Source organism: Bacillus sp. z60-11 (assembly GCF_046464135.1).
GTDB lineage: Bacteria > Bacillota > Bacilli > Bacillales > Bacillaceae > Bacillus > Bacillus sonorensis_A.
Map to the genome: position 1 here is coordinate 466,385 of NZ_JBIYSN010000001.1, position 24,718 is coordinate 491,102.

At 47.2% G+C, this 24,718-nt stretch carries 27 protein-coding genes, 2 riboswitches and 1 other annotated feature; of the genes, 21 read left to right on the forward strand and 6 right to left on the reverse strand.

Features of this window, described 5'->3' with window-relative positions; translation table 11 throughout:
• Nucleotides 1-5: 5 nt before the first annotated feature.
• The 7 genes from ACINLD_RS02470 to ACINLD_RS02500 all read left to right on the forward strand — a co-directional run bounded on the left by ACINLD_RS02470 (nt 6) and on the right by ACINLD_RS02500 (nt 7,490).
• On the forward strand, nt 6-1,646 hold the full coding sequence (locus ACINLD_RS02470; protein ID WP_179115740.1) for a peptide ABC transporter substrate-binding protein: 1,641 nt from the start codon (nt 6-8) through the stop codon (nt 1,644-1,646).
• A 110-nt stretch (nt 1,647-1,756) separates the two neighbouring features.
• Nucleotides 1,757-2,644: an LD-carboxypeptidase gene (locus ACINLD_RS02475; RefSeq protein WP_256860501.1), complete on the forward strand. Its 888-nt coding sequence runs from the start codon at nt 1,757-1,759 to the stop codon at nt 2,642-2,644.
• 24 nt (nt 2,645-2,668) lie between these two features.
• Entirely contained in the window at nt 2,669-3,763 is a 1,095-nt protein-coding gene (locus tag ACINLD_RS02480) for a mandelate racemase/muconate lactonizing enzyme family protein (protein WP_026586661.1), read from the forward strand.
• On the forward strand, nt 3,763-4,650 hold the full coding sequence (locus ACINLD_RS02485; RefSeq protein ID WP_077736965.1) for a C40 family peptidase: 888 nt from the start codon (nt 3,763-3,765) through the stop codon (nt 4,648-4,650). Before ACINLD_RS02480 ends, ACINLD_RS02485 begins: the two co-directional genes overlap by 1 nt.
• Nucleotides 4,651-4,673: 23 nt before the next feature.
• Nucleotides 4,674-5,693, forward strand: coding sequence for an ABC transporter ATP-binding protein (locus ACINLD_RS02490; RefSeq protein WP_026586663.1), 1,020 nt, complete (start codon nt 4,674-4,676; stop codon nt 5,691-5,693).
• Between the two features lie 62 nt (nt 5,694-5,755).
• Complete coding sequence (locus tag ACINLD_RS02495) at nt 5,756-6,376, forward strand: patatin-like phospholipase family protein (RefSeq protein WP_077736964.1); 621 nt, start codon at nt 5,756-5,758, stop codon at nt 6,374-6,376.
• Entirely contained in the window at nt 6,363-7,490 is a 1,128-nt protein-coding gene (locus tag ACINLD_RS02500) for a hypothetical protein (RefSeq protein WP_142246131.1), read from the forward strand. Before ACINLD_RS02495 ends, ACINLD_RS02500 begins: the two co-directional genes overlap by 14 nt.
• Nucleotides 7,491-7,497: 7 nt before the next feature.
• Here ACINLD_RS02500 and ACINLD_RS02505 read toward each other — a convergent pair whose 3' ends face one another.
• A complete protein-coding gene (locus ACINLD_RS02505) occupies nt 7,498-8,364 on the reverse strand; it encodes a dimethylarginine dimethylaminohydrolase family protein (protein WP_077736962.1) in 867 nt (288 codons plus the stop codon).
• 181 nt (nt 8,365-8,545) lie between these two features.
• Here ACINLD_RS02505 and ACINLD_RS02510 point away from each other — a divergent pair, with 181 nt between their 5' ends.
• The 11 genes from ACINLD_RS02510 to ACINLD_RS02560 all read left to right on the forward strand — a co-directional run bounded on the left by ACINLD_RS02510 (nt 8,546) and on the right by ACINLD_RS02560 (nt 17,629).
• On the forward strand, nt 8,546-9,064 hold the full coding sequence (locus tag ACINLD_RS02510; protein ID WP_026586666.1) for an acyl-CoA thioesterase: 519 nt from the start codon (nt 8,546-8,548) through the stop codon (nt 9,062-9,064).
• 384 nt (nt 9,065-9,448) lie between these two features.
• Nucleotides 9,449-10,741 (forward strand): polysaccharide lyase family 1 protein, encoded by a 1,293-nt coding sequence (locus tag ACINLD_RS02515; RefSeq protein ID WP_081692829.1) that lies wholly within the window; start codon nt 9,449-9,451, stop codon nt 10,739-10,741.
• Nucleotides 10,742-10,858: 117 nt separating this feature from the next.
• Entirely contained in the window at nt 10,859-11,191 is a 333-nt protein-coding gene (locus ACINLD_RS02520) for a PadR family transcriptional regulator (protein ID WP_026586668.1), read from the forward strand.
• 42 nt (nt 11,192-11,233) lie between these two features.
• Nucleotides 11,234-11,941, forward strand: a complete 708-nt coding sequence (locus ACINLD_RS02525) for an HAAS domain-containing protein (RefSeq protein ID WP_236251224.1) — start codon at nt 11,234-11,236, stop codon at nt 11,939-11,941.
• 60 nt (nt 11,942-12,001) lie between these two features.
• Nucleotides 12,002-12,523: a DinB family protein gene (locus tag ACINLD_RS02530; protein WP_077736960.1), complete on the forward strand. Its 522-nt coding sequence runs from the start codon at nt 12,002-12,004 to the stop codon at nt 12,521-12,523.
• A gap of 49 nt (nt 12,524-12,572) precedes the next feature.
• Nucleotides 12,573-12,676: riboswitch (guanidine-I (ykkC/yxkD leader) on the forward strand.
• 60 nt (nt 12,677-12,736) lie between these two features.
• Nucleotides 12,737-13,066 carry a DMT family transporter gene (locus ACINLD_RS02535; RefSeq protein WP_026586671.1) on the forward strand — a complete coding sequence of 110 codons (330 nt, stop codon included), beginning with the start codon at nt 12,737-12,739 and terminating at the stop codon, nt 13,064-13,066.
• Entirely contained in the window at nt 13,066-13,380 is a 315-nt protein-coding gene (locus tag ACINLD_RS02540) for a DMT family transporter (RefSeq protein ID WP_026586672.1), read from the forward strand. Before ACINLD_RS02535 ends, ACINLD_RS02540 begins: the two co-directional genes overlap by 1 nt.
• Before the next feature lie 109 nt (nt 13,381-13,489).
• Nucleotides 13,490-14,392: a formyltetrahydrofolate deformylase gene (gene purU, locus ACINLD_RS02545; RefSeq protein WP_077736959.1), complete on the forward strand. Its 903-nt coding sequence runs from the start codon at nt 13,490-13,492 to the stop codon at nt 14,390-14,392.
• Between the two features lie 60 nt (nt 14,393-14,452).
• Nucleotides 14,453-14,671, forward strand: a binding site (T-box leader).
• 62 nt (nt 14,672-14,733) lie between these two features.
• Nucleotides 14,734-15,831 (forward strand): glutamate 5-kinase, encoded by a 1,098-nt coding sequence (proB, locus tag ACINLD_RS02550; protein WP_026586674.1) that lies wholly within the window; start codon nt 14,734-14,736, stop codon nt 15,829-15,831.
• A gap of 14 nt (nt 15,832-15,845) precedes the next feature.
• Nucleotides 15,846-17,093, forward strand: coding sequence for a glutamate-5-semialdehyde dehydrogenase (locus ACINLD_RS02555; protein WP_026586675.1), 1,248 nt, complete (start codon nt 15,846-15,848; stop codon nt 17,091-17,093).
• Nucleotides 17,094-17,203: 110 nt separating this feature from the next.
• Nucleotides 17,204-17,629: an organic hydroperoxide resistance protein gene (locus tag ACINLD_RS02560; protein ID WP_026586676.1), complete on the forward strand. Its 426-nt coding sequence runs from the start codon at nt 17,204-17,206 to the stop codon at nt 17,627-17,629.
• Nucleotides 17,630-17,658: 29 nt separating this feature from the next.
• Here ACINLD_RS02560 and ACINLD_RS02565 read toward each other — a convergent pair whose 3' ends face one another.
• Complete coding sequence (locus tag ACINLD_RS02565) at nt 17,659-18,102, reverse strand: MarR family winged helix-turn-helix transcriptional regulator (protein WP_409444769.1); 444 nt, start codon at nt 18,100-18,102, stop codon at nt 17,659-17,661.
• Between the two features lie 149 nt (nt 18,103-18,251).
• Between ACINLD_RS02565 and ACINLD_RS02570 the strand changes: the two genes are divergently transcribed.
• Both ACINLD_RS02570 and ACINLD_RS02575 read left to right on the forward strand, forming a co-directional pair.
• A complete protein-coding gene (locus ACINLD_RS02570) occupies nt 18,252-18,665 on the forward strand; it encodes an organic hydroperoxide resistance protein (protein ID WP_409444738.1) in 414 nt (137 codons plus the stop codon).
• An 86-nt stretch (nt 18,666-18,751) separates the two neighbouring features.
• Nucleotides 18,752-19,402 carry a hypothetical protein gene (locus tag ACINLD_RS02575; RefSeq protein ID WP_277692700.1) on the forward strand — a complete coding sequence of 217 codons (651 nt, stop codon included), beginning with the start codon at nt 18,752-18,754 and terminating at the stop codon, nt 19,400-19,402.
• Nucleotides 19,403-19,448: 46 nt separating this feature from the next.
• Here ACINLD_RS02575 and ACINLD_RS02580 read toward each other — a convergent pair whose 3' ends face one another.
• A complete protein-coding gene (locus ACINLD_RS02580; RefSeq protein ID WP_026586680.1) occupies nt 19,449-19,919 on the reverse strand; it encodes a nucleoside deaminase in 471 nt (156 codons plus the stop codon).
• Nucleotides 19,920-20,067: 148 nt separating this feature from the next.
• Here ACINLD_RS02580 and ACINLD_RS02585 point away from each other — a divergent pair, with 148 nt between their 5' ends.
• The gene (locus ACINLD_RS02585) at nt 20,068-20,697 is read left to right on the forward strand and encodes a histidine phosphatase family protein (protein ID WP_026586681.1); all 630 of its coding nucleotides are present in this window, start codon (nt 20,068-20,070) and stop codon (nt 20,695-20,697) included.
• 27 nt (nt 20,698-20,724) lie between these two features.
• Here ACINLD_RS02585 and ACINLD_RS02590 read toward each other — a convergent pair whose 3' ends face one another.
• From ACINLD_RS02590 to metE, 3 genes are all read right to left on the reverse strand, one after another.
• Nucleotides 20,725-21,474 carry a hypothetical protein gene (locus ACINLD_RS02590; protein WP_051290361.1) on the reverse strand — a complete coding sequence of 250 codons (750 nt, stop codon included), beginning with the start codon at nt 21,472-21,474 and terminating at the stop codon, nt 20,725-20,727.
• Nucleotides 21,471-21,785, reverse strand: coding sequence for a hypothetical protein (locus ACINLD_RS02595; protein ID WP_026586682.1), 315 nt, complete (start codon nt 21,783-21,785; stop codon nt 21,471-21,473). Before ACINLD_RS02595 ends, ACINLD_RS02590 begins: the two co-directional genes overlap by 4 nt.
• A 209-nt stretch (nt 21,786-21,994) precedes the next feature.
• Complete coding sequence (metE, locus tag ACINLD_RS02600; RefSeq protein WP_077736958.1) at nt 21,995-24,283, reverse strand: 5-methyltetrahydropteroyltriglutamate--homocysteine S-methyltransferase; 2,289 nt, start codon at nt 24,281-24,283, stop codon at nt 21,995-21,997.
• A gap of 149 nt (nt 24,284-24,432) precedes the next feature.
• Nucleotides 24,433-24,622, reverse strand: a riboswitch (cobalamin riboswitch).
• Nucleotides 24,623-24,718 lie beyond the last annotated feature (96 nt).

Here is a 24,718-nt window from a genome sequence, read left to right on the forward strand (position 1 = left end):
ATCAAATGAAACGGGGGGATTTGATGAAAAGGTTGTGGAGCAGTTTGGCCGCTATGATGATTGTTGTGATGCTGTTTGGGTGTACGGCGAATGAGCAAGCCGGTCAGGAGACGGAAAAGAAAGGAAAGGAAGCTGAAAAAGAACAAATCCTGCGGCTGAACAATGAGAATGAGCCGACGTCATTCGATCCGCCGATCGGCTTTAACAATGTGTCATGGCAGGCGCTGAACAACATTATGGAAGGGCTGACACGGCTTGGAAAAGATCATGAGCCTGAGGCTGCATCAGCCGAAAAATGGGACATTTCCGCTGACGGAAAGACATATACATTTACAATTCGAAAACAGGCGCAATGGTCAAACGGGGATCCGTTGACAGCCGGCGATTTCGAATATGCGTGGAAGCGGCTGCTTGATCCGAAAACGGGTTCATCCGCCGCGTTCCTCGGCTATTTTATCGAAGGAGGAGAGGCGTTTAACACGGGAAAAGGCGCAAAAGATGATGTGAAAGTGGAGGCTTTGGATGACAAAACATTGAAAGTCACACTGGCCCATCCGCAGAAATCGTTTTTAAGCATTGTCGCCAATCCGGCCTTTTTCCCCGTCAATCAAAAGGTCGCCGAAGAAAATCCGAAATGGCACGAAGAAGCAGACACATTTGTCGGCAACGGACCGTTCAAGCTGACAGAGTGGAAGCATGATGAAAGCTTCACGATGGTAAAAAGCGATACGTATTGGGATAAGGATGCCGTCAAGCTTGATAAAGTCACATGGGCGATGGTTGATGACAGAAATACGGATTACCAGATGTTCGAGTCCAATGAGCTTGATACATCCTATGTGCCGGCAGAGATGAGCGAGAAGCTGAGGGGCTCTGACCAGGTGAAAGTGTTCGAGCAGGCGGGCCTTTATTTTTACAGGTTCAACGTCAATATGGAGCCGTTTAAAAATGAAAACATCAGAAAAGCGTTCGCGATGGCCATTGACCAGCAGGAAATCGTCGACTATGTCACAAAAAACGGTGAAAAACCGGCGCGGGCCTTTGTCTCTCCAGGTATTAAGGGACCTAGCGGCAAGGACTTTCGCGAGGAAGGCGGCGATTTGGTTAAATATGATCCCGAAGAAGCGAAAAAGCTGCTGGAAAAGGGCATGAAGGAAGAACATTATCAAAAGCTTCCCGCTGTGACATTGACATACAGTACAAAGCCTGAGCATAAAAAAATGGCAGAGGCCATTCAGCAGAAGCTTAAAAGCACGCTCGGCGTCAATGTAAAGCTCGCAAATATGGAGTGGAATACATTCCTTGAAGAGCAAAAAGCGCTGAAATTTCAGTTTTCCCAAAGCTCTTTCCTAGCCGATTACGCAGATCCCGTCAATTTTCTGGAAAGCTTTCAGACCGGCAATGCGATGAACAGAACCGGGTGGAGCAATAAAGCGTATGATCAGCTGATCAACGCGGCGAAAAAAGAAGCCGACGAACAAAAGCGGAACGAGCTGATGCATCAGGCTGAAAAGCTGTTGTTTGAAGGAATGCCGATCATTCCCATCCACTTCTATAATCAAGTTCATTTGGAAAAAGAGAACGTAAAAGGCATCATCCGCCACCCTGTCGGCTATATCGAGCTCAAATGGGCCGAAAAAACATAAACCGTGTCCGCCTGTGATCTGTGCAAGCTTAGCACAGGGCCGGGCGGATTTTTCTAAAAGGGGGTACTCTTTTGTTGAAAATAACGCCTCAACGGCTGAAAAAAGGAGATATGGTCGGAGTGATCGCACCGGCCAGTCCGCCTGATCCGGAAAAGCTGGATGCCGCCGTCGCTTTTTTACAAGAGCTGGGCCTTCGTGTCAAACTGGGCCGGGCCGCGGCAAAAAAACACGGCTATCTCGCAGGACGTGATGAAGAGCGGCTGAGCGATTTTCATGACATGTTTTTAGATCCTGCCGTCAAAGCGGTGATCTGCGCTTGCGGCGGATATGGAACGGCAAGAATCGCCGGAAACATCGACTATCAGATCTTGAAAAACAACCCGAAAATTTTCTGGGGCTACTCAGATATTACTTTTTTGCATACAGCCATCAGGCAGCAGACGGGGCTTGTCACTTTTCACGGGCCGATGCTCAGCTCGGACATCGGCCGGGATGACGTCGATCCGCTGACAAAACATTCGTTTCGACAGCTTTTTCAAAAATCGACGCTTACTTTGACGGATGACACCTCGCCTTTGAAGACGGTTGTGAAAGGGAAGGTGAAGGGGGAGCTTGCCGGCGGTAATCTCGCCCTTTTAACGACCACGCTCGGAACTCCGTTTGAAATCGATGTAAAAGGAAAGCTTTTGTTTATCGAAGATGTCGATGAGGAGCCTTATCGCATTGACCGGATGCTGAATCATCTGCAGATGGCGGGAAAGCTTTCCGACGCCGCCGGGATGTTGATTTGCGATTTTCATAACTGCACACCGAAAAAACGCGAGCAATCGCTGACACTGAAAGAGCTGATCGAAGACTATATCGTCCCCGAGGGAAAACCGGCGCTGTCCGGCTTTAAAATCGGCCATTCATCACCGAACATCGCCGTGCCGATCGGGGCGGAGGCCGTGTTGGATGCCGATCGGAAACAGCTGACGATCGAGCCGGGAATTTCTTAAAACTTAAGAGAAAGGAGGGCCGGCATGCAGATCACCGACATCACCACATACCGTGCCAGCGTTCGCCTGAAAAAACCGTTTAAAACCGCGCTTCGAACCGTACATACCGCAGAGGCTGTCATCGTGAAAATCACAGCTGAGAACGGGGCGATAGGCTGGGGAGAAGCGCCTCCGACCGCCGTCATCACCGGCGAAACGCTTGAAAGCATCGAAGGGGCGATCAAACAGGTCTTCGCCCCGGCGCTGATCGGCCAAAGTTTACTGAGAGCGGACGCCATTTTTCATACAATCGAAAAGCTGATGATTGGAAACACAAGTGCGAAAGCGGCCGTTGATATGGCTGTTTATGACTGTTTAGCGCAAATGTGCGGCCTGCCTCTTTATCAATTTTTGGGGGGATACAGGCGGGAGATGGAGACGGACTTTACCGTCAGTGTCAACGACCCCGAAGAAATGGGAAAGGATGCCGCACGCTATATAAAAGAAGGCTATCACACCTTGAAAATCAAAATCGGAAAAGACGACATCGCAACAGACCTGGCCCGTATCCGCGAAATCCGCAAGGTAAGCGGGTCCGGGGTTAACATCCGGCTCGACGTGAATCAAGGCTGGACAGTGAAGCAGGCGATAGGAGCCATTCGCAAGATGGAAGATGAAGGTCTTGATATTGAGCTTGTGGAGCAGCCTGTCCACAGACACGATCTTGAAGGTTTGAAGCAAGTAACAGATGCAGTGGATACGCCGATCATGGCGGATGAAAGCGTCTTTACAGCAGAGGAGGCGTTCCTGGTTTTGAAAACAAGAAGCGCCGACATGATCAATATCAAGCTGATGAAAGCGGGCGGCATCCGCCAGGCGCTGACGATCAATGCGATGGCAGAAGCCTGCGGTGTGGAATGCATGGCTGGAAGCATGATCGAAACGAGGCTCGGCATTACAGCCGCCGCGCACTTTGCCGCAAGCCAGAAAAACGTGACAAGATTTGACTTTGACGCACCGCTTATGCTGAAAGAAGACATCGTCCAGGGCGGCATCATTTATGAAGGCAGGAAACTGACGATTCCGGAAGTCCCGGGACTCGGGATTGATTATATCAAAGGTTTAAGGGGAGATGACTGATGACGGTCTATACAGCCGCCGTCGCGGTAGCCAATGTTTGGACACATCCCGAAGCACCGCGCCGTGCAGATGAAATGATGCTCTCAAAACCCGCTCCTATCAGACATTGGCTTGAGTCACTAGCATATGAAGACCGCCTTGCGCTGTGTACGGAAAACCTTCTGCAAACACAGGTTTTATTCGGCGAAGATGTCGAGGTGCTCGAGGAAAAGGACGGCTGGGCATCTGTCGTCATTCCCGGCCAGCCATCTGCGAAAAATGAGCGTGGTTATCCGGGCTGGATTCCCGCAGCCTGCCTGGTCAGAAAAACAGATCCCAAGACCGAAAGCTGCGCCGTTATTCAAAAACCGACTGCTTTTTTATATGATCAAAAGAAAACAAAAGAACTCGAATTAAGCTTTCTCACAAAGCTCGCTGTTCTATCGGAGGAGAGCGGCTGGTTTGAAGTGGCGACGCCATTGGGACGAAAATGGCTGAAAAAAGCAGATGCGACAATCAAAGGACATCGCAAAGGCTCCGGCAAAGACATCGTGCAAACGGGAAAAGCGTTTTTAAACCTTCCGTATCTATGGGGGGGAATGAGCGGATTCGGCTATGATTGTTCAGGGTTTGCCTTCAATATGCTGAAAGCCAACGGACACCTCGCCCCCCGCGATGCCGGCGACCAGGCAAAAGGAGGCAAGGACGTTTCCTTAAGCCAGCTGGAGGAGGGAGATTTGCTGTTTTTTGCATATGAAGAGGGCCAAGGCCGGGTCCATCATGTTGGCATCTACTGTGGGGAAGGGCGGATGCTCCACTCGCCGAAAACGGGAAAATCGATTGAAATCATATCTCTTAAAGGCACGGTTTATGAAAAAGAGCTGTGTGCGGCAAGGCGCTACTTTTAAACAAAAACGAAGGGGAGATCGCCATGAAAATAGACACACTCCTAAAAGTCAGCCGGCTGAAAATGCATTTTGACGCCGGGAAAGGCAAAACGGTCAAAGCGGTCGACGGGATTTCCTTTGAGATCAAAGAAGGAGAGACATTCGGGCTTGTCGGTGAATCAGGCTGCGGCAAATCGACTTCAGGGCGGGTGCTGCTGCGCCTTTATAAACCGACCGAAGGCGAGGTGACATATCGGGGCGTCAATATCCATCAATTGAATGAGCAAGAGGCGTTTCAGTACAATCGCAAAATCCAGATGATTTTTCAAGACCCGTACGCATCACTGAATCCGCGCCTGACGGTCAGGGATATTATGCTGGAGCCGATGGAAATCCACGGTTTATACGGGGGAAATAAAGGGCGCCTCAAAAAAGCGGACGAGCTCTTGGAAGCCGTCGGCTTGCACAAAAGCTTTGCCGATCGCTATCCGCACGAATTCAGCGGCGGTCAGAGGCAGAGAATCGGCATTGCCAGGGCGCTCACGCTTGAACCGGAATTCATCGTCTGTGATGAACCGATCTCAGCTCTTGACGTCTCCGTACAAGCGCAGGTCGTCAATCTCCTGAAAAAACTGCAAAAAGAAAAAGGGCTCACCTTCCTGTTTATCGCTCACGACCTTTCAATGGTCAAGCATATCAGCGACCGCATCGGTGTCATGTACCTCGGAAACATGGTTGAAATCACAGACAGCGGCAAGCTCTATCGAGAACCGCTTCACCCGTATACACAGGCCCTTTTATCCGCAATTCCGATCCCCGACCCGGACATCGAAGATAAGCGGAAGCGAATCATTTTAAAAGGCGAGCTCCCGAGCCCGATCGACCCGCCGAGCGGCTGTGTGTTCAGGACAAGGTGTCCGGCGGCAATGGACATATGCGCGCTGGAAAAGCCCGTGTTGAAGGAAGCGGACACAGGCCACTTAGTCGCCTGCCATTTGTATGATGGAGACGTGAGAAAAGATGAAGAAGCGGGCGGCCCGAAATTGACGATGCAGGCTAGATAAAAAACAGTCAGCATAAATGTTGTTCTCCTAAAAAATAATAACCGTAAAAAAGGAGACTGATCATGCTGGAAGAAAAAGAAAGTAAACTTGGTGTGGCTCTTTCCGGCGGCGGATTTCGCGCCGGTTTTTTTCATATCGGCGTTCTGACGAGAATGGCCGACATGGGGCTGCTTCGCCATGTTGACGTGATCTCAACTGTATCGGGAGGCTCAATTGTCGGCGCGTTTTATTATCTTCATCTGAAAAAATTAATTGAATGCAAACAAGGCTCTGAGATAACAGATGAAGAATATCAAGAGATGATGGCAACCATTCAAACCGAGTTTCTTCAAGCTGTTCAATGCAACATACGGCTGAAAACTTTTGTGAATCCATGGAAAAACTTGAGAATGTGTTTGCCCAATTACTCGCGCAGCGACTATATCGGAGAGCTTTTTGAAAAATTTTTATTCAATGGTATATGTTCTCAAAAAGAAAAAAAGAAATCCATTCACATGCAGGATCTGACCATTGACACGACTGTTAAAAATGCGAAAGTCCCCATATTGCTGATGAACGCGACTGTATTAAACAACGGGCATAACTGGGTGTTCACTCATGCTGGAATGGGCGAGACGGATCGAGACAAAAGCCTGATGCTCATTGACGGAAATTTCAAGCTGGAAAAAAGTGAAGTCTTATGATGATCTTTGTGCAAAGGATGACTCTGACAACTGCAACAATAATAAACAACAGAAACAGGGGCCGTGCAAGCATAGATATTTCAGATTGGGGCATGCGGTAGCCGCTTCTGCAAGCGTTCCGGGTGTCTTTGTTCCGCTTGCCGTCAGCAATCTTTATGATCAGGACATCCGTGTTCAACTGGCTGACGGAGGAGTTCATGATAATCAAGGCATCAGCACGCTGGTGAAACACAAGCCGGAGTGTACTCATTTCATTATCAGTGATGCCTCTATACAAATGGAAAACGAAAAAGAGCCGTCTACGTATACTCCCGGCGTTGTGCGGCGAAGCGTCAGTATTCTGGCCGATCTCGTCCGCGAGAAACAGCTTTCAGTCCATATGAGAAAATATCATCGAACGACCGCTTTGCTGCACTTGAAAAAACGTCTCCCGATCGAATCTATTCCTGTTAAACATCAAGAATACCGGAAAAATTGCACCTTCAAAGGACCGTTTGAAACGTATGGTGTGAATGAAGAAGTCCAAACCCTGCTTTCCCGTGTTCGAACAGACCTTGACTCTTTTTCAGATGCGGAAGCCTACTCGCTCATGCTCGACGGCTATAAAATGAGCGAATACGAATTCAGCCGCCAAGAAATCAAGAATCTTGCTGCGAAGCACCCCATTAAACCAAAAAAATACTGTTTTTTCGAAATGCAAAGCTGGCTTTCATCACCGAAAGTTGATCCGTATTACAAAAAACTCTTAATGGCTTCAAGCAAAACTTTGTTTAAGCCTTTTAGAATCAGCCTATCATTAAAAATCATCGGTATCATGATTATAGCAGCATTGACCAGCTTGTCGCTTTGCAGGCTACCGTTTTTAAATTTCGCTATTCCAAGTTGGATGCTGCTGCCCGCCGTTGTTTACTTCCTATTCTTAAAGGCAATATATATGGGGCGAGTGAAAAACCCTACGGTTAAAGTATTGGTGAAAATCGTGCCTGCAGTATTCATAGCTTTGACTGGATGGATATTCATCAGAATTTATCTCGCTACAGCTGATAAACTTTTCTTATACTTAGGAAGCATGGAAAGGCTAAACAGAAAAGCAGAAAAAAAGAAGCAGGTCTAGGAAGTCCTTACCTGCAGCTTCTCACGATCGGCATCGTACAGCATCTAAATGATCCGCCGGATTTGATAATCTCGGACAGATCGATTTCAATCACTGTATAGCCCCGGTTCCTAAGCTGATTGTTGACATTTTTGTTATCGGGGAGGCTGATGACGGTTTGATTGCCGATGGCCAGGACGTTTGTTCCGAGTGTGAACTGTTCATCATCCGTTATGTCGATCAGATCGTAGTGTTTCCCTAGTATCTGGTATTCTTGTTCTCCCAAGGCTTTTGGATAAACGAGCGCTTCTGTTGGAGAAAGAATGTTAAAGACGCAGTCCAGGTGGAGAAATGTTTCTTCAAACGGAATCGGAATGACTTCATATGAGGGAAGCTGCCGTTTAAGCTCCCGAACAGCTGAAAATGTCGTTCTGTGGCTGATTCCGGCGAAGACGGTGTTTTGATCAATCAAAATGTCTCCGCCTTCAATTTGATATCCTTCGTTAAAGGTCTTATAGGATATGTTTTCCTTGCCGAGCCATTCCTGCAACACGTTCTCTTCACCTTGGCGGATATCGGCGGAAAGCTGAGCGGAGAAAACGGTCTCGCCGATGATAAACCCGATGTCCCTCGTGAATATCTGCTCAGGAAATTGGCTCAGCGCAGGCAGAAGCACCACTTCAACACCGCGTTTCTCCAATTCCTCAATCAATCTGTTATGCTGCTGGACGGCCAGCGTTTTATCGATGTTTTCTTTATGGTAGTATTTTTGTGTAGCATTGATGACTTCAGCAATTTCCATGTATTCGGGTCTGCATAGCACAACTTTTTTTAAAAGATCATATTCGCTGCTGCAGCTTGCTTGATAATCTTTTTTCAGCGTTGCTGAGTCCATATTTCTCTCCCCCATCTTCCTTTCATACTTTCATTATTCCCTTCGCAAGATTGGAAATAAACGTTTTAGCAAGAAAATCTCACAAGTATCCGGATAAAAAACTTTAGACAAATGAATTCTAATAGTGTTTAATAAAGAACATTCACCTTATAAACAATCAGACATCAAAGGAGTAATGGACATGACAGGACCAGAAAAAAGATACTGCCGGGAATCAAAAGTTGTGAAAACAAGCCGGGTGTTTCCGCTTGATACAAACAACCACAACACACTGTTCGGGGGAAAGCTGATGAGTTATATCGACGATATTGCATCGATATCTGCAGCAAGGCATTCCAGGTGTGAAACGGTCACCGCTTCAATGGATTCCGTCGATTTTCTTGAGCCGATCCGGCAGGAGGATTCCGTGTGCCTTGAATCGTATGTGACATGGGTCGGTAAAACATCAATGGAAGTGTTTGTGAAAGTGATTAAAGAACATTTGCTGACGGGCGAACGCAAGCTTGCGGCAACATCCTTTTTAACATTTGTGGCTCTTGACAAAAACGGAAATCCCCAGCCTGTTCCACAGGTCGAGCCGGAGACGGAAGAAGAGATCATGCTGCACAAAACAGCCGAACAGCGGGCGGAAGAACGCAAAAGCCACCGGAAGCACAGCAAAGCCCTCGCTCAGGCCCTCGCTGTAGACAAGCCATGGTAATCAAAGCCGCCAACACTCGCCTGTTTAATAGCAGCCGGGGTCTTGGCGTTTTTTTGTAAGGACGGTTGAACCGTCCTTATTGCTTTTCTTCAGCCGAAAGCTCCTCGCCTCGAATCACACTCACCAAGTTAACCTGCGGAAAAGCTCAAACATCTCCGTTCACCGATTAGCCACAATTTTATTTATTATTCTGAAAAATCAATCTGCCATCATCTTCATTTCAGCTGCCTTCATATTTAGGTAAGTTTTGCACTATGTCCTTGGGGAATTCGTCATACATCTCTTGGTAAATGACGAAAAAAATAGGAGGAAAATCTGTTGTTTTATGTATTTTTATAGAATATATTAGTTTTTGTGAAAAAATTTAGATGGAAGGTGCAAGTATTGAAAAAATTTTTTTGTAGCATGATGATTTTTCCTCTGCTGATGTTCGGCTCGTCTTTTTCCGTCCAAGCAGCAGACCACGGACGAGAAACATTGGGGGCCAAAGACGGCTGGGGCGCATATGGAGATGGAACAACCGGCGGTGCCGACGCTTCTTCAGACCATGTGTACACAGCTGAAAACCGGAAGCAGCTTGTTGAAGCGCTCGGAGGGAACAACAGCAAGAACGGCACGAATGACACGCCGAAAATCATCTATGTGAAAGGTACGATTGATCTCAGTGTCGATGATCAAAACAAGCCTCTGGGCTATGATGATTATAAAGATCCTGACTACAGCATTGAAGAGTATTTGAAAGCTTATGACCCGAAGAAATGGGGCAAAAAAGAACCGTCAGGAAAGCTTGAAGAAGCAAGACTCCGCTCTGAAAAGAACGAGAAAGAACGCGTTATCATTCGCGTCGGTTCCAACACGACGATCATCGGATTGGGCGATGATGCGAAAATCATCGGCGGCGGCCTTTATATCAAAGGTGTCGAAAATATCATTGTCCGCAATATCGAGTTTGAAAATGCCTATGATTTCTTCCCCGGCTGGGATCCGACCGACGGAAGCAGCGGGAACTGGAACTCTGAATTTGATAATCTGTTAATCGAGTCATCCAAGCATATCTGGATCGACCATTGCTCATTCAATGACGGAAATAAGCCTGATGAGGAAACCGAGACTTATTTCGGACGCGAATTTCAGCACCATGACGGACTGCTTGATATCAAAAAACAGTCTGACTTCATCACTGTTTCCTACAATGTGTTTGCAGGTCATTCGAAAAACACGATTGTCGGATCAAGCGACAGTTATAAAGCCGATAATGGCCATCTGAGAGTGACATTCCACCACAACATGTACGAAAATATTAAAGAGCGTGCGCCGCGTGTACGTTACGGCAAAGTGCACATCTACAACAACTATTTTAAAAGCACGAAAAACTACAATTATTCATGGGGTGTCGGCTACTCTTCAAAAATATATGCGGAAGACAACTACTTCGAGATGCCTGAAGGAACAAAGCCGCAGAAGCTGATGAAGGTCTTTAAAGGAGACGAGCTCTATGAACAAGACACGCTGCTGAATGATCAAAAAATCAGTGTTGTCTCCGCTTATAATGAAGCGAACGATGCGTCGATCAAAACAACAGTAGGCTGGACGCCTGAGCTCTATGAAAAAATCGACGATGCCGCCGATGTGCCTGAGATTGTACAAGCACAAGCCGGTGTTGGAAAACTGCAATAATATCGTAAGCGGGCATGTGGCATGCCTGCTTTTTTTACGTCTGCTATCTTGCATAACAAAATAGTGTGTGGTAAGGTGTAAGTATCTTGTATGACAAGATACCGAAGGGAGAATATGATGAGTTCGACGCAAATGCTGAAAGGGATTTTAGAAGGATGTCTGCTTGCTGTCATCTCGAAAGGGGAAATCTACGGCTATGAAATGACAAAGGTTTTGTCGTCATACGGTTTTTCAGATATAAGCGAAGGGAGCATCTATCCGATTCTTTTGCGGATGCAAAAGGAGAATTGGGTCAAAACCGAGCTGAAAGCATCGGCGAGCGGGCCGAAGCGAAAATATTACACGCTTACACCTCAAGGAGAAGAGGAGCTCCAATCATTTATCACGAAATGGAAAACGCTGTCTGAGAGCGTAGACGCATTGCTGGACAAAAAGGTTGAGGGGAAGTGAAAAAAAGTGTTGTCAAAAGGCATGCAGGAAGTTTTAGATGATATGAGACTGTATTTGGTATCTAAAGGAAAAAGTGATAGAGAAATTAAAGGCATTATGGATGAACTAACGGTTCACGCAGCAGAAGGCGAAAAAGAAGGAAAAAGCGTGCGGCAAATTTTCGGGGACTCTCCGAAAGCATATGCACAGGAGGTCGCAAAAGAGCTTTCGACAAAACCGAGGGAGAACGCACGGCTGGTGTTTTTCATTTTGCTCGGGGCGATCTCCCTGTTTATTTTCAATGATGCTGTAAACAGCAGTCTCAACTATTCGCCATATGCGCTGATAGGCTATCCGCTTTACATTTTGCTCGGGATCATCATGACACCTGTTCTCGGACGCATTTCGGCATTTAAAGGAAAGAAAAGAACGGCCGTGTACATATCGATTTATTCCATTTTCATGTTTTCTTCCATCTTGGCTATCATCTTGCTCGACCGCTTCTGGGGCGCTCCGGTTCTCACGATTGACGGTTCTGGGCGCTGGCTGGTCATGGCGGTTGCCTTCATCGTCATCGCCCTGCTCTCTTTTTGGATGAAAGTGAAATTTCTGGCGGCACTGCCCCCATTGATCGCGGGCGTACATGTTTTGTTCCAGTGGCTTGAATGGAATTCACCGGGAGCGATGCTGGCGGAAGCGTATATTCCTTATCTCGGCCTGATTTTGCTTTCCGTCTTTGAAGCAAAGGGTTTCAAAAAAACGGCTCCATAAACATACCACTCATTTAAAGGGCCGGATTTTCTCAGTACGAAAACCAATAGGAGTGACAGAATGACATTTATAAAAGATTTACACACAAATGAACAGATGGCGCCTGTCACCGGAATTCTGTTCTCTGCCGTCAACGAAAATATTGAACGGCTGAAATCGATCGTCTCCGGCATCAGCCAGGAGGAACTGGAATATAAAGGGGAACGCGGCGATCAAAACAGCATCGCCCAGCTGATCTATCATTTAATCAATGTCGACATCCGCTGGGTTTACAGATTGAGAGAAGAGGCGTTTCCAAGGGAGCTTGAAGATCGCTACGGACCGATGACAGATGAAAACGGCCGGTTGCCCGACGTAAAAGGTGTCCAGCTATCTGCTTTGCTCGAGCAGTATGATGAGGTGCTGGAATTATTGAAACATACCGTTAAAAGGTTTTCGGAAACAGACTTGCAGAAAAAGGTTCCATATGAAACAGGCGCTGCCACGATCCGCTGGGGGATTTGGCATCTGTCGGATCATAACCGCTATCATCAGGCGCATATTCAGGCATTGCTGAAAGAATTCCGAAAGCGTGAAAGTTGATTTTGGATGATGCGTTTGGTATGATGCTAGATAGCAAAATATGATATCGCTTAAAGTTTTCTAGGGTTCCGCACATCGGCATGTGGTCTGGTCCGAGAGAAAACACATATGACTTCGTTCATATGCACACGGAGGGAAAAAAGCCCGGGAGTATCGTTTTCATCGATAACCCGGGCTTTTTCGATTGCTAAATGATGATTGGAGGGAACGAATATGAGATGGGGCAGTGTTGTGCTGGCGGCCATGTTTGAAATTTGCTGGGTGATCGGGCTGAAGCATGCCGATACAGCGATTGAATGGACAGGGACGGCGGCGGCCGTCGTTGCGAGCTTCTATATTTTGATTAAGGCCGGTGAAAAGCTTGCGGTCGGCACCGTTTATGCGGTATTTACCGGACTTGGCACAGCGGGAACGGTGCTGTGCGAGATCATCTTGTTTCATGAACCGGCCGACATCGTCAAGCTTGTACTGATCGGTGTTTTGCTGTGCGGTGTGATCGGGCTGAAGCTTGTGACTAATGAAGAGAAAGGAGAGGCTTCGTGATGGCATGGATCTATTTAGTCGCCGCCGGCGTCTTGGAAATGCTCGGTGTGACGATGATGAACCAGTTTCATCAAGATAAACAGCTTAAATGGATCTTTCTGTTGATTGCCGGGTTTGCCTCCTCATTTTGCCTGCTTTCTCTTGCCATGGAGACGTTGCCGATGGGAACGGCTTATGCGGTTTGGACCGGAATCGGCACCGTTGGCGGAACGCTTTCCGGCATCCTTTTCTACGGAGAACCGAAAGACGCCAAACGCATCTTTTTTATCGCGCTTATATTGGGGGCAGCCGTCGGATTAAAGCTGATCAGCTAAAAACTGTCCCCGGTTATAAAATAGGCGTACACAAATTGATTTTTCAATCAACTCAAGTATAATGAAGAGATAGTTTACGAATTACAAGACAAAGAGGGTTTTAATCAAAATGAAAGCATATATGAAACAACAGTTAGAGCATTATCAGGAAATCAATAACGAGAAAGCGCGCCTGCTCGTCAGCTGTCCGGATCAGCCGGGCATTGTCGCGGCCGTTTCCGCGTTTTTATATGACAACGGCGCCAATATTATTGAATCGAGCCAGTATACGACAGATCCGGAAGGCGGCCGTTTCTTTCTCAGAATCGAATTTGAAGCTGCGGGAATCCGCGAAAAAATCGACCGGATGAAAGAAACATTCGCATCTGTCGCAGCGTCTTTCCAAATGACATGGAGCATCACACCCGCAAGCGAATTAAAACGGGTCGTCATCTTCGTGTCCAAAGAGCTGCACTGTCTCCATGAGCTGTTGTGGGAATGGCAGAGCGGCAATTTGATGGCGGAGATCGCCGCGGTGATCAGCAACCATGAGGATGCCAGAGAGATCGTTGAATCGCTGAATATTCCGTTTCTTTATATGAAAGCAAACAAAGACATCCGCCAAGAAGTCGAAAAACAGCAGCTGAAATGGCTTGAAGAATATCGCGCAGATGTCATCGTCCTTGCCCGTTACATGCAGATTTTAACCCCTGAGTTTGTTTCGGCGCATCCGAATAAAATCATCAATATCCACCATTCATTCCTGCCTGCTTTTATCGGCGCCAATCCGTATAAGCGCGCATATGAAAGAGGGGTCAAGCTGATCGGAGCCACATCCCACTACGTCACAAACGAATTGGACGAAGGCCCGATCATCGAACAGGGTATTGAACGCGTTGACCACAGAGATAATGTGGAGGCTTTGAAAAACATCGGCCGGACGATTGAAAGAAGCGTTCTTGCCAGAGCGGTCAAATGGCATCTGGAAGACCGGGTTATCGTTCATGGAAATAAGACCATCGTTTTTAATTAAAAATCGCCGGTGAGAAAGCTCTTGACAGCGGCATTTTTACTGGGCATAATAATAAAAAATCAGCGAGCGTTGAAGAGGACCAGTAAGCAGACCTTTCTGTGAAAGAGAGTGAAATGACATGCTGAAACATTTCACCACATGAAACCTGCCGAACCTGCCTCGGAGTCTTAGGGGAAAAACCTAGGCGCAAACCCTGCGTTACAGGGGAAAGCGGAATGTGCAGTTTTTTGCGCATTCAATGAAGGTGGTACCGCGGAAAAAGCTCTTTTCGTCCTTTTCTCTAAAGACGAAAGGGGCTTTTTTTATTGGCTTCCGCCTGGATCATCTCGGAGGGAAGAAACGTGAAAAAACAACGGATTGTCATCAAAATCGGAAGCAGTTCATTAACGGACTCAAAAGGCGGGATAGATGAGGCGAAAGTCCATGACCATGTTCGGGCGATTACCGCTTTGAAAAAAGAAGGCCACGAAGTGATTTTTATTTCTTCCGGCGCTGTCGCCGCCGGCTTTTTTCAGCTCGGCTATCCAGCAAGGCCGGTTACTATAAAGGGGAAGCAGGCCGCAGCAGCCGTCGGGCAAAGCCTGTTAATGCAGCAATATATTCAGCAGTTTGCAGCGCATGATTTGCTGCCGGCACAGATCTTGTTGACGCGAAATGATTTTGCCAAAAGGGAACGTTACCGCAATGCATATGCGACGATCACGGAGTTGATTGAGCGAGGGCTTGTGCCGATTATTAATGAAAATGATTCCGTTTCCGTGGAAGAATTGACATTTGGTGATAACGATATGCTCTCCGCCTTAGTGAGCGGTTTGATCCATGCTGACAAATTAATCATTTTAACGGACATCAACGGCCTTTATGAGGCAAATCCGGCCGAACATCCTGATGCCCGCCGCTTTGATTATATCGCCGACATTACAGAAGACCTTTTAAGCTATGCCACATCGATCGGTTCGAAAGTCGGAACGGGCGGAATGAAATCAAAGCTTTTAGCTGCAAAAACCGCTCTTTCTCTCGGTGTCAATGTATTTATCGGCACAGGAGCCGGTGAAGAAAAGCTTATAGAGATTTTAAAGGGGAATGGCGACGGAACCTATATCGGCCAATCAGACCTGTCTTCGGTCAATAATCATAGACAGTGGATCGCCTTTCATTCACCTGTTTCAGGAAAAATCTTGATTGATGAAGGGGCGGAACTGGCGATGACGGAAAATGGAAGCAGCCTGCTCCCGGCTGGCGTCACCAAAGTATACGGAGATTTTTCAAAGGGTGCGGTCGTAGAAGTGTACGGCCCGAATGGGTTAGCCGGCAAGGGCCAGACGCTGTACTCAGCGGAAGAACTCTTGCGAATAAAAGGAAAACGAAGCGATGAATTTCATTATGATAAAGGGATTGAGGTCATCCATCGAGATGATTGGATTAGCATAAAAGAATAAGGGGATGAAACGAAATGAATGAAGTGATCGAAAAAGCGAAAAAGGCGAAAAAAGCGGCCGAAGAGCTCGTTCATCGGACGACGGAAGAGAAAAACAAGGCGCTTTCACTGATTGCGGAAGCGATTCGCTCCAATCAGGAATATATTTTGGCGGAAAACGAGAAAGACATTGCACTCGGAAAAGAAAAAGGGTTCTCACCTGCGCTGTTGGACCGGCTTTCTCTTGATGCAAAAAGGCTCGGCGACATCGCGGACGCGATTACCCTTCTCATGACGCTGAATGATCCGATCGGGGACAATCTTGAAACAATCCGCAAAGACAACGGGCTCTTGATCGAGAAAATCCGCGTGCCCCTCGGCGTTGTCGGGATGATTTATGAGGCGCGGCCCAATGTCACGGCTGATGCCGCAACACTTTGCCTGAAAACGGGCAATGCTTGCGTCCTCCGCGGAAGCTCCTCTGCGCTGAATAGCAATCAAGCTTTAGTCCGTGTGATTCGGGAGGCTTTGGAAGCGTCTGCGCTTCCAAAGGAAGCCGTCCAGCTGATCGAAGATACGCGCAAGGAAACGGCAAAGCAGCTGTTTACATTAAACGAATATCTCGATGTGCTGATTCCAAGAGGCGGAAAAAACCTCATCGATATGGTTGTCCGGGAATCGACGGTACCTGTACTTGAAACAGGGGCCGGCAACTGCCACATCTTTATCGATGAATCGGCGCAAGCTGATATGGCGGAGCGGGTAGTCATTAACGCGAAGACACAGCGCCCGTCCGTCTGCAATGCGATTGAAACAGTGCTCATTCATGAAGACTGGCCGGAGGAAAAATCGAAGGCCCTGCTGCAAAAGCTTGCGGAAGCAGGTGTTGAAATCAGAGGGGACCAGACGGTATGTGAGCTGCTTCCTTCGGCTGTGCCCGCCGGCGAGCTTGACTGGGAGACGGAGTTTTTGGCGCCTGTCGTAAGCATCAAAACCGTCCGCAGCCTCGATGAAGCGATCCGCCATATCCACCGCTATGGAACACGGCATTCAGAAGCGATATTGACCGAAAATGAGGAAAATGCCCGCTTTTTCTTAACGTCTGTTGACGCAGCGGCGGTTTACCACAATGCGTCGACAAGGTTTACCGACGGGTTTGAATTCGGGTACGGCGCGGAAATCGGCATCAGCACGCAAAAGCTCCACGCAAGAGGCCCGATGGGTCTTGAGGCGCTGACATCCTCAAAATATATCCTGAAAGGAAATGGACAGATCCGCATTTAACATATGGACATCCTGCCTCATCTAAAGGGGCGGGATGTTTTTTTATTGCACAATTCAATTGTATTTTGTAAAATTAAATTGTGCAAAATCGAAAATAAAGGAGAATGAATATGACGAAACCGATGTTTACCGCTCAAGCAACCGCCAAAGGAGGAAGAGACGGACAAGTGACCTCTTCTGACGGCGCATTGGCGCTGGAGCTGGCCATGCCGGGCACGATAAAAGCGAAAGAACAAGAAAAAGCGACCAATCCTGAACAGCTGTTTGCCGCCGGATATGCGGCATGCTTTGACAGCGCGCTGCAATTAACCGCTAAGAAGAAGCGCCTGCACATCGAAACAGAAGTAACGGCAAATGTCAGCCTTCTGAAAGATGAAGCAGACGGAGGATATCGGCTCGGCGTCGCACTGCAAGTGAAGAGCGCGGATATTGACAAAGCCGAATTGGAAACACTTGTTCACGAAGCACACACAGTCTGCCCGTACTCAAAAGCGATTTCCGGAAATATAGAAGTGAGTCTTGCGGTCATTTCATAAAAAAGGGCGCCTTCATATTTGAAGGCGCCTTAATTTTCTTTCGTCAATGTGACGAGGAGTGATTGAAGCGCATGTTTTAAATCGTTGAGCTCTTCAGCCGTCAATTTGGTCTGTTTTAGCATGTCAGCGGGAATGCAGCTTGCTTTCTCACGGAGGGCTCTGCCGTCTGCCGTCAGCTTTACGATCACAGAGCGTTCATCCTTATGGGAGCGCTCCCTTGTCAGCAGGCCGCTCTGCTCCATTCGTTTCAGCATCGGAGTCAGCGTGCCTGAATCGAGATAAAGGAGCTTACCCATTTTTTTCACGCTCAATTGACCATGCTCCCACAGTAAAAGAAGTGCAAGGTATTGGGGATATGTAATCTTCAGCTCGTCCAAAAGCGGCTTGTACAGTTTTGTCATCTCGCGCGAGCCGGCATACAGGAGGAAACAGAGCTGCCTCTCAAGCTTCATATGTTCGAATTCATTTGTCATCGGTTCACCAACTCTTTCTTTGTTCCATTTCATTGTATAAAATTTTTCGTCCTTTTCCTATTATTTCACTAAAAAAGGCTGTCGGCATGTTTAAAAAGCGGATTTTGTGAAATATAAAGAGTAAGGGAAAACGTAAGGAGGAAAGAATCATGACGACATTATTCACAGCGAAAGTAACGGCAAAAGGCGGAAGATCTGGACATGTCAAATCAGATGATGGTGTTCTCGATTACAACATTGTCATGCCGAATGAAAAAAAGGAAGGCGAATCGGGAACAAATCCTGAACAGCTGTTTGCGGCGGGGTATGCGGCATGCTTCGGCGGCGCTTTAGAACATGTCGCCAAAGAGCAGGGAATTGACTTTGACTCTGAAGTGGAAGGCCGCGTCAGCCTGATGAAAGATGAAAGTGACGGCGGCTTTAAGCTCGGCGTCCAGCTGATCGTCGCAGCCAAAGGTCTTGAAAAGGAGAAAGCCGAGGAGCTCGTCAAGGCCGCACACGATTTTTGCCCGTATTCAAAAGCGACGAGAGGAAATATAGATGTCAGCCTTGAAGTAAAATAAATCGGGCGTTTAGCTGGAAAGCAAACAGGAGTGTTTGCTTTCTTTTTTAGAGGATGAAAGTAAAACAAGATTGAAAGGAGCAGCATATGAAGCATATCAAAAAAGCAATTGTGCTCGGCGGGCTGATCGTCATCGCGCTTGCCGCAGGCTGCGGAGGCGGAGCACAAGAGGATGACGGCAACCATAAATCCGCTGAAACAGCGAACCGAAAACAGGGTGACTTAAGAAAGTATTCCCATGACCAAAACAGACGGTCAGAAGCCGATTTTGATTTGATAGGAAAGCTTATTCTAGCAGAAGATGACCAGATAACCTTGAAAATCAAAGACCGGGAATTGATCATTCCAAAAAGCAGGCAGTTTAAAAGTGAAGAGGCACACGATGATTTAATCGGGAAGCTTGTCAAGGTCGAAGTGGACGGCAAGACACAGGAGGCCGAAGAGGCGGAGCTGATGCCTCAGGCAAAAGCGGATCAAAACGGCGTCTATGAACGCGAGGCTGACGGCGGACAGCACATCATTGCAACGCTTGTCAGCGAGTCTGATCACGATATCACAATCAAGACTGAAGCGGGGGAGAAAACATATCAGAAAGTATCCGACTTTGAAAGAGATGTAGCTGAGGCTCCCGAAAAACTGCAAGGCAAAACCGTAAGGCTTGAGATACAAAAGGATGGAAAAGCGGAAAGCCTTGATTTTGAACCGGAAGATCAAGCGCTTGACTGGTATAAGGAATGAGCGGATTAAATGGTAAGGAGCTTTCCAAAATGGAAAGCTCCTTACATTAATATTCTATTTTATCATCCGTGTTTTCCCACGTCTGAAAAGGCTCAAGTTTAGCGTGAAGCTCCATTTGATAAAAAGGAATTTTCCGGTCGGCCCGGTTTTTCATGATTTCATCATAAATAAACGTATCGTCAAAGCCGGCTTGTGCGGCATCTGAATGCCTGGCGGCAAAATACACTTCTTTCGGCCTCGCCCAGTATATCGCCCCTAAACACATTGGACACGGTTCACAGCTTGTATAAAGAACGCAGTCGTGTAGCTGGTAATCGCCAATTGCTTCACAGGCCAGGCGTATGGCCGTTACTTCCGCGTGTGCGGTTGGATCATTGCTCGTTGTTACATTGTTTTTTCCTTCGGCGATGATGTTGCCATCCTTGACAATCACAGCGCCGAAAGGCCCCCCTGTTCCGGATTCTACGCTTTCGACTGCAAGATCGATTGCGCGCTGTAAGAATGCTTCGTGATTCATGTCTGTATCCTCCTTGGTTGTCTTGCCTTTCTATTATAGCTGATGCTCCCGGCAAAATAAACGTTGTTTTGAATATTCTGTATATTTGCTTTGGACGTGTTGTTAGCATACAATGGACGCGAGAATCAAAAAAATGGGAGAGGATTGTTTGCTAACTTTATATATGGCAAGACACGGCCAGACGGAGTGGAATATCGAAAAGAGAATGCAGGGTTGGGCGAATTCTAATTTGACACCCTTGGGTTTAGCCAATGCGAAAGCGCTCGGAGAGAAGCTGAAAAGTATTCCATTTCAAGCGGCATATGTGAGCACCAGCGGGCGCGCAGTCGATTCGGCAAGGGCGATACTCGGGGACCGCACCATCCCGTTTATTGAGGACGACATCTTTAGAGAAATCAGCCTGGGTTCTTGGGAAGGAAAAACGTATGACGAAATCAAACAGCAAGATCCCGGCATGCTGGAAGCCTACTTTCAAGCATCTGAACGGTATATTCCAAGCGGCGGGGAGAGTTTTCAAGTCTTTGAAACACGGGTAAAGCGGGCGTTTGAGCAGATTCGCGCAAAACACCGGGAAGGAAACGTTTTATTGGTCAGCCATTCTGTGTTCATCTTAATGCTTTTGAATATTTTGAAAGAGCGCCCCCTTCATGAATTATGGAACTCAAGCTATGTCCATGATACGGCGCTTGCGGTTATCGCCATTCCCGAACAAGGAAGCGCGGTCATCATCAAAGAAGGCGACGGGGAGCATAGAATCAAAGAGAATGTGTATTGGTAGATACATATAAAAGCCTGATCTCAAAGATCAGGCTTTTGTAGAAGCAAGCTCGTCTTCATTCCGTTCCTGTTTTGCTTGTTCGCTGAACCCGGCTAGGGCAGAGGCGGAAATTTTTTGGCTTCCGTGAAGACAAACGGTGTTGAGGTCGGATGCGTCCGCCTCGGCCGCTTTTCTGGAAAATGCAGAACCCGTATATGAAAGCGGGCCTTTTGCTGCCTGCTGATAGGCCAAAAGGCAAAGATTCCTTGCGATTTTGCGGCTTAACAGGCGCCGAACCGACCACAGCTGCCGTTTTCCCCGGTCATCAAATTGAACATATGATGCAGTCCGTTTTCCCGTAAACAGGCCCGACAGGCCGTTTTCTTTCAATTGTTTCAGTAAAATCAGAGGTTCACACGTTAGCGAAGCTGTCATCTTGAAGTTGTCAGCCGAATGTTTGGAGGCGGCCAAAAAAGACATGATGTGCGGATAGCCGGCGAGATGGCCGCCGCTCTGAAAAAGCCGGGCGGCAAGCATTTGATCCGTTTTTTTCATACGGATTTCGGTGTGCCGGAGCAAATGCTCCAGGTCATCAAGCGTATGTAAAAATCCTTTGAGTTCATGTTCCATTTCGGATTGGGCCTGATCGATTTCGCTAATCTTTGCTGCTGACACACTTGAGAGCAGGACATGAAGGTGACGATGCAAAAGAAGCATCAGATCACTGATTTTCTGGTGTGAATGGCGAAATTGACGGGAAAGGGCATGCAAATCATGGACATTCAGCCGAATGCTCATATCAGTTCCTCGGCTTCCAGCTGAAGCCGTTCCATCTCCTCAGCCGCATGCTGTTTGACGAGTCTCAGCTTGTCGTATACACGGAATTCCGCGCGGTCAAGGTCGTCCAAAAGAGCGTCATACATTTTCCGCGCCTGGCCCCGCCAGCCGTTTATGTACATTTGATGAGCTTTTAAAATAGCGGAGCTTTCATGCCTCAGCTCGCCTATGGCAGCATTCAACTCTTTTACATAATGTTGAAGAGAATGAATGTCTTCATAACATGTTTTTTTGTATAATTCCCGTTCCAGGGCTTTTCCATCGTCGATCACTACATATTTTCCTTCCCTTCCATCATCTACTATCCATATGTTAAAAGAAAAGCATCCGGAAGAAAATCGTACGAATGAATCAAAAGTCATAATATTTTCCTGCTGAACAGACCTTGTGCAATGATTCTTTTGAACTATGACGGGCCGCGGACAAGAGAAAGAACCATCCGAATCACCGGATGGTTCTGTTTTTTGAACGTATTGTGAATTTAAACAGTCTGAGCCAGCTTATCCCTTGCCTGTTTTGCGGCTTCCACCATATTTTTCAAAGCAGCGATCGTTTCTTCAGGCTGCCGTGTTTTTAATCCGCAGTCAGGGTTGACCCAGAAACGATCAGCTGGACAAACTTTCAAGGCATCTTCGATAATTGTCAGCATTTCATCGGTAGGAGGGACGCGCGGGCTGTGAATATCATAAACGCCGAGTCCGAGTCCTTTTAAATAAGGGTGTTTTTCAAGATATTCAAGGAATCCGCCGTGGCTTCTGCTGTGTTCAATCGTAATCACATCTGCATCCAGGTCTTCGATCGTATCGACGATATCCTCAAAGTTGCTGTAGCACATATGTGTATGGATCTGTGTTGTGTCTTGAACAGATGAAGTGGACAGTCTGAAAGCTTCGGCAGCCCACGTCAGATATTCATTCCAATCGCGTTCTTTAAGCGGCAGGCCTTCCCTTAATGCAGGTTCGTCAACCTGGATGATTTGGATTCCGGCTTTTTCAAGCGCTTCGACCTCTTTGCGTAGAGCGTGCGCGATTTGGAAGGCGATTTCTTTTCTCGGCAGATCATAGCGGGCAAAAGACCAGTTTAAAATCGTGACAGGACCTGTCAGCATGCCCTTTACTTTTTTAGAAGTCAGAGACTGCGCATAAACTGTTTCTTTTACCGTCATCGGCTCTTTAAACTCGACATCCCCATAAATCACAGGCGGACGGACGCAGCGGGAGCCGTAAGACTGAACCCAGGCGTATTTCGTGAATGCAAATCCGCCGAGCTTTTCACCGAAATATTCCACCATGTCCGTCCGTTCGAATTCACCGTGGACAAGGACATCAAGTCCGATCTCTTCCTGGATGTCAATCCATTTCTTCGTTTCCTCTTCGATAAATGATTCGTATTGTTCATTTGACCATTCCTGCTTGCGCCATTTTTGCCGGGCGCTGCGCACTTCAGCGGTTTGCGGGAAGCTTCCGATCGTTGTCGTCGGAAGAAGGGGAAGGCCAAGGGATTCATTTTGTATCCGAAGCCTTTCTTCAAAAGCCGTCGGACGCTTAAAGTCATCCTCTGTCAGCCGGTCTCTTTCTTCGGCGAATGCGGTGTTGGTGGCAGCGCCGAATTGCTTCAGAGCTTGCAGGTGTTCGTTCGCTTCAGTGATTTGGCTCTGTACGGCCGCTTTCCCGGAAATTAAGCCTTCCTTTAGCAGTGTGAGTTCGACAAGCTTTTCCTTGGCGAAAGATAACCCGTTTATTAAATCATTGGCAAGCTGTTCATCAGGGTGTTTGGCCACAGGAACATGAAGCAGGCTGTTTGAAGGCTGAAGCCAAACTTCGCGTACCCCAAGGCCGCTCAAAAGCTCTGTCGTCCAGTCGAGCCGCTCTTCAAGATTGGCTTTCCAAATGTTTCGGCCGTCCAAAATTCCTGCGGCAAGCACCTTGTCTTTCGGGAAGCCGTGCGTTTTTAAATGCTCAAGGTTCTTGCCTTTGTCATGGACGAAATCAAGGCCGATTCCGTCAACTGGGAATGAAACAAGCTCTTCATAGGCGTCAACTGAATCAAAGTATGTCTGCAGCAGCACATTCAATCCTGACACGTTTTCTTTTATTTTCTCATAGATTTCTTTTGCGGCAGCCGCTTCGGCCGGTGATGCCGTCACGAGGGCAGGCTCATCGATTTGCACCCATTTGACGCCTTCCTGCTCAAGCTCTTTCAGAAGCTGGATGTAAAGCGGGATCATTTGATCGTAAATATCTTTTATCTCCTGCTTGTCATAGCCTTTTGCCAGCGACACGAAAGTATAGAGGCCGACAATAACGGGCTTGGTTTCTACACCAAATGCCGCTTTTGCTCTCTTGTAATCGTCAAGCGGCTTATTTTTCGTCAAGCGGTATTGCGCGTTTTTCTCGTATTCAGGCACGATATAGTGATAGTTGGTGTTGAACCACTTTGTCATTTCGCATGAGACGGCATCTTTCGTACCCCGCGCCATTGCGAAGTAAGTATCCAGCGGATCGTTTACATTCTTGAACCTTTCAGGGATCCAGTTGAACATCACCGCTGTGTCAAGAACATGATCATAGAACGTAAAGTCGGAAACCGGTATGATATCGATTTGCTGGTCAAGCTGGGTTTTGAGCGCCCCTAAAAATTGTTCGTCCATTTCCTTGAGAAAGGTCTCGCGATCCGTTTTTCCTTTCCAATAAGCCTCAAGCGATTTTTTCCATTCCCTGTTCAAGCCGATTCTTGGAAATCCTAAGCTGCTTGTCTTTACATTTGTCATTTAACGTTTCCTCCTTATTATGTTCAATAAAAAAAGACACTCACTCTCCGGACAATTGAAGGTGAATGCCTAAAACAGCATTTTTGCGAACGAGAAATAAACGTAGCCAATTGTTACGTCAACTCGAACACCTCCTATCGACCGTAGGTATGTGGTGCGTTAGAACAGGCAGGTCTCCTGGCTCATGAATCAACAGTTATTTCACCCTTCCCGTATAGAAACAGTGGGTTTTACGAAACAACCTCCTCATTTACAGTGGCGGGACCGCGTTGGCTTTTCACCAATCTTCCCTTTTAAAATCTAACCTTGAATTAGATTACCATGCTCCCGGCGATGAAATTGTTTAGTAGATTATATACCGTCATGTTCTTTTAGTCAAAATAATTTTTGAATTCTTACTATTAAAAAGATTTGATGAAGCCGCACAACAAAAAA

What these genes read in the sequence shown, in the direction of transcription:
- ACINLD_RS02560 (WP_026586676.1), top strand. Translation starts at nt 17,204, where the DNA reads ATGACGAAACCGATGTTTACCGCTCAAGCAACCGCCAAAGGAGGAAGA.
- ACINLD_RS02555 (WP_026586675.1), top strand. Translation starts at nt 15,846, where the DNA reads ATGAATGAAGTGATCGAAAAAGCGAAAAAGGCGAAAAAAGCGGCCGAA.
- ACINLD_RS02530 (WP_077736960.1), top strand. Translation starts at nt 12,002, where the DNA reads ATGACATTTATAAAAGATTTACACACAAATGAACAGATGGCGCCTGTC.
- ACINLD_RS02490 (WP_026586663.1), top strand. Translation starts at nt 4,674, where the DNA reads ATGAAAATAGACACACTCCTAAAAGTCAGCCGGCTGAAAATGCATTTT.
- ACINLD_RS02575 (WP_277692700.1), top strand. Translation starts at nt 18,752, where the DNA reads ATGAAGCATATCAAAAAAGCAATTGTGCTCGGCGGGCTGATCGTCATC.
- ACINLD_RS02520 (WP_026586668.1), top strand. Translation starts at nt 10,859, where the DNA reads ATGAGTTCGACGCAAATGCTGAAAGGGATTTTAGAAGGATGTCTGCTT.
- ACINLD_RS02510 (WP_026586666.1), top strand. Translation starts at nt 8,546, where the DNA reads ATGACAGGACCAGAAAAAAGATACTGCCGGGAATCAAAAGTTGTGAAA.
- ACINLD_RS02540 (WP_026586672.1), top strand. Translation starts at nt 13,066, where the DNA reads ATGGCATGGATCTATTTAGTCGCCGCCGGCGTCTTGGAAATGCTCGGT.
- ACINLD_RS02470 (WP_179115740.1), top strand. Translation starts at nt 6, where the DNA reads ATGAAACGGGGGGATTTGATGAAAAGGTTGTGGAGCAGTTTGGCCGCT.
- ACINLD_RS02565 (WP_409444769.1), bottom strand. Translation starts at nt 18,102, where the DNA reads ATGACAAATGAATTCGAACATATGAAGCTTGAGAGGCAGCTCTGTTTC.
- purU (WP_077736959.1), top strand. Translation starts at nt 13,490, where the DNA reads ATGAAAGCATATATGAAACAACAGTTAGAGCATTATCAGGAAATCAAT.
- metE (WP_077736958.1), bottom strand. Translation starts at nt 24,283, where the DNA reads ATGACAAATGTAAAGACAAGCAGCTTAGGATTTCCAAGAATCGGCTTG.
- ACINLD_RS02570 (WP_409444738.1), top strand. Translation starts at nt 18,252, where the DNA reads ATGACGACATTATTCACAGCGAAAGTAACGGCAAAAGGCGGAAGATCT.
- ACINLD_RS02505 (WP_077736962.1), bottom strand. Translation starts at nt 8,364, where the DNA reads ATGGACTCAGCAACGCTGAAAAAAGATTATCAAGCAAGCTGCAGCAGC.
- ACINLD_RS02590 (WP_051290361.1), bottom strand. Translation starts at nt 21,474, where the DNA reads ATGAGCATTCGGCTGAATGTCCATGATTTGCATGCCCTTTCCCGTCAA.
- ACINLD_RS02525 (WP_236251224.1), top strand. Translation starts at nt 11,234, where the DNA reads ATGAGACTGTATTTGGTATCTAAAGGAAAAAGTGATAGAGAAATTAAA.
- ACINLD_RS02480 (WP_026586661.1), top strand. Translation starts at nt 2,669, where the DNA reads ATGCAGATCACCGACATCACCACATACCGTGCCAGCGTTCGCCTGAAA.
- ACINLD_RS02535 (WP_026586671.1), top strand. Translation starts at nt 12,737, where the DNA reads ATGAGATGGGGCAGTGTTGTGCTGGCGGCCATGTTTGAAATTTGCTGG.
- ACINLD_RS02475 (WP_256860501.1), top strand. Translation starts at nt 1,757, where the DNA reads ATGGTCGGAGTGATCGCACCGGCCAGTCCGCCTGATCCGGAAAAGCTG.
- ACINLD_RS02495 (WP_077736964.1), top strand. Translation starts at nt 5,756, where the DNA reads ATGCTGGAAGAAAAAGAAAGTAAACTTGGTGTGGCTCTTTCCGGCGGC.
- ACINLD_RS02485 (WP_077736965.1), top strand. Translation starts at nt 3,763, where the DNA reads ATGACGGTCTATACAGCCGCCGTCGCGGTAGCCAATGTTTGGACACAT.
- ACINLD_RS02580 (WP_026586680.1), bottom strand. Translation starts at nt 19,919, where the DNA reads ATGAATCACGAAGCATTCTTACAGCGCGCAATCGATCTTGCAGTCGAA.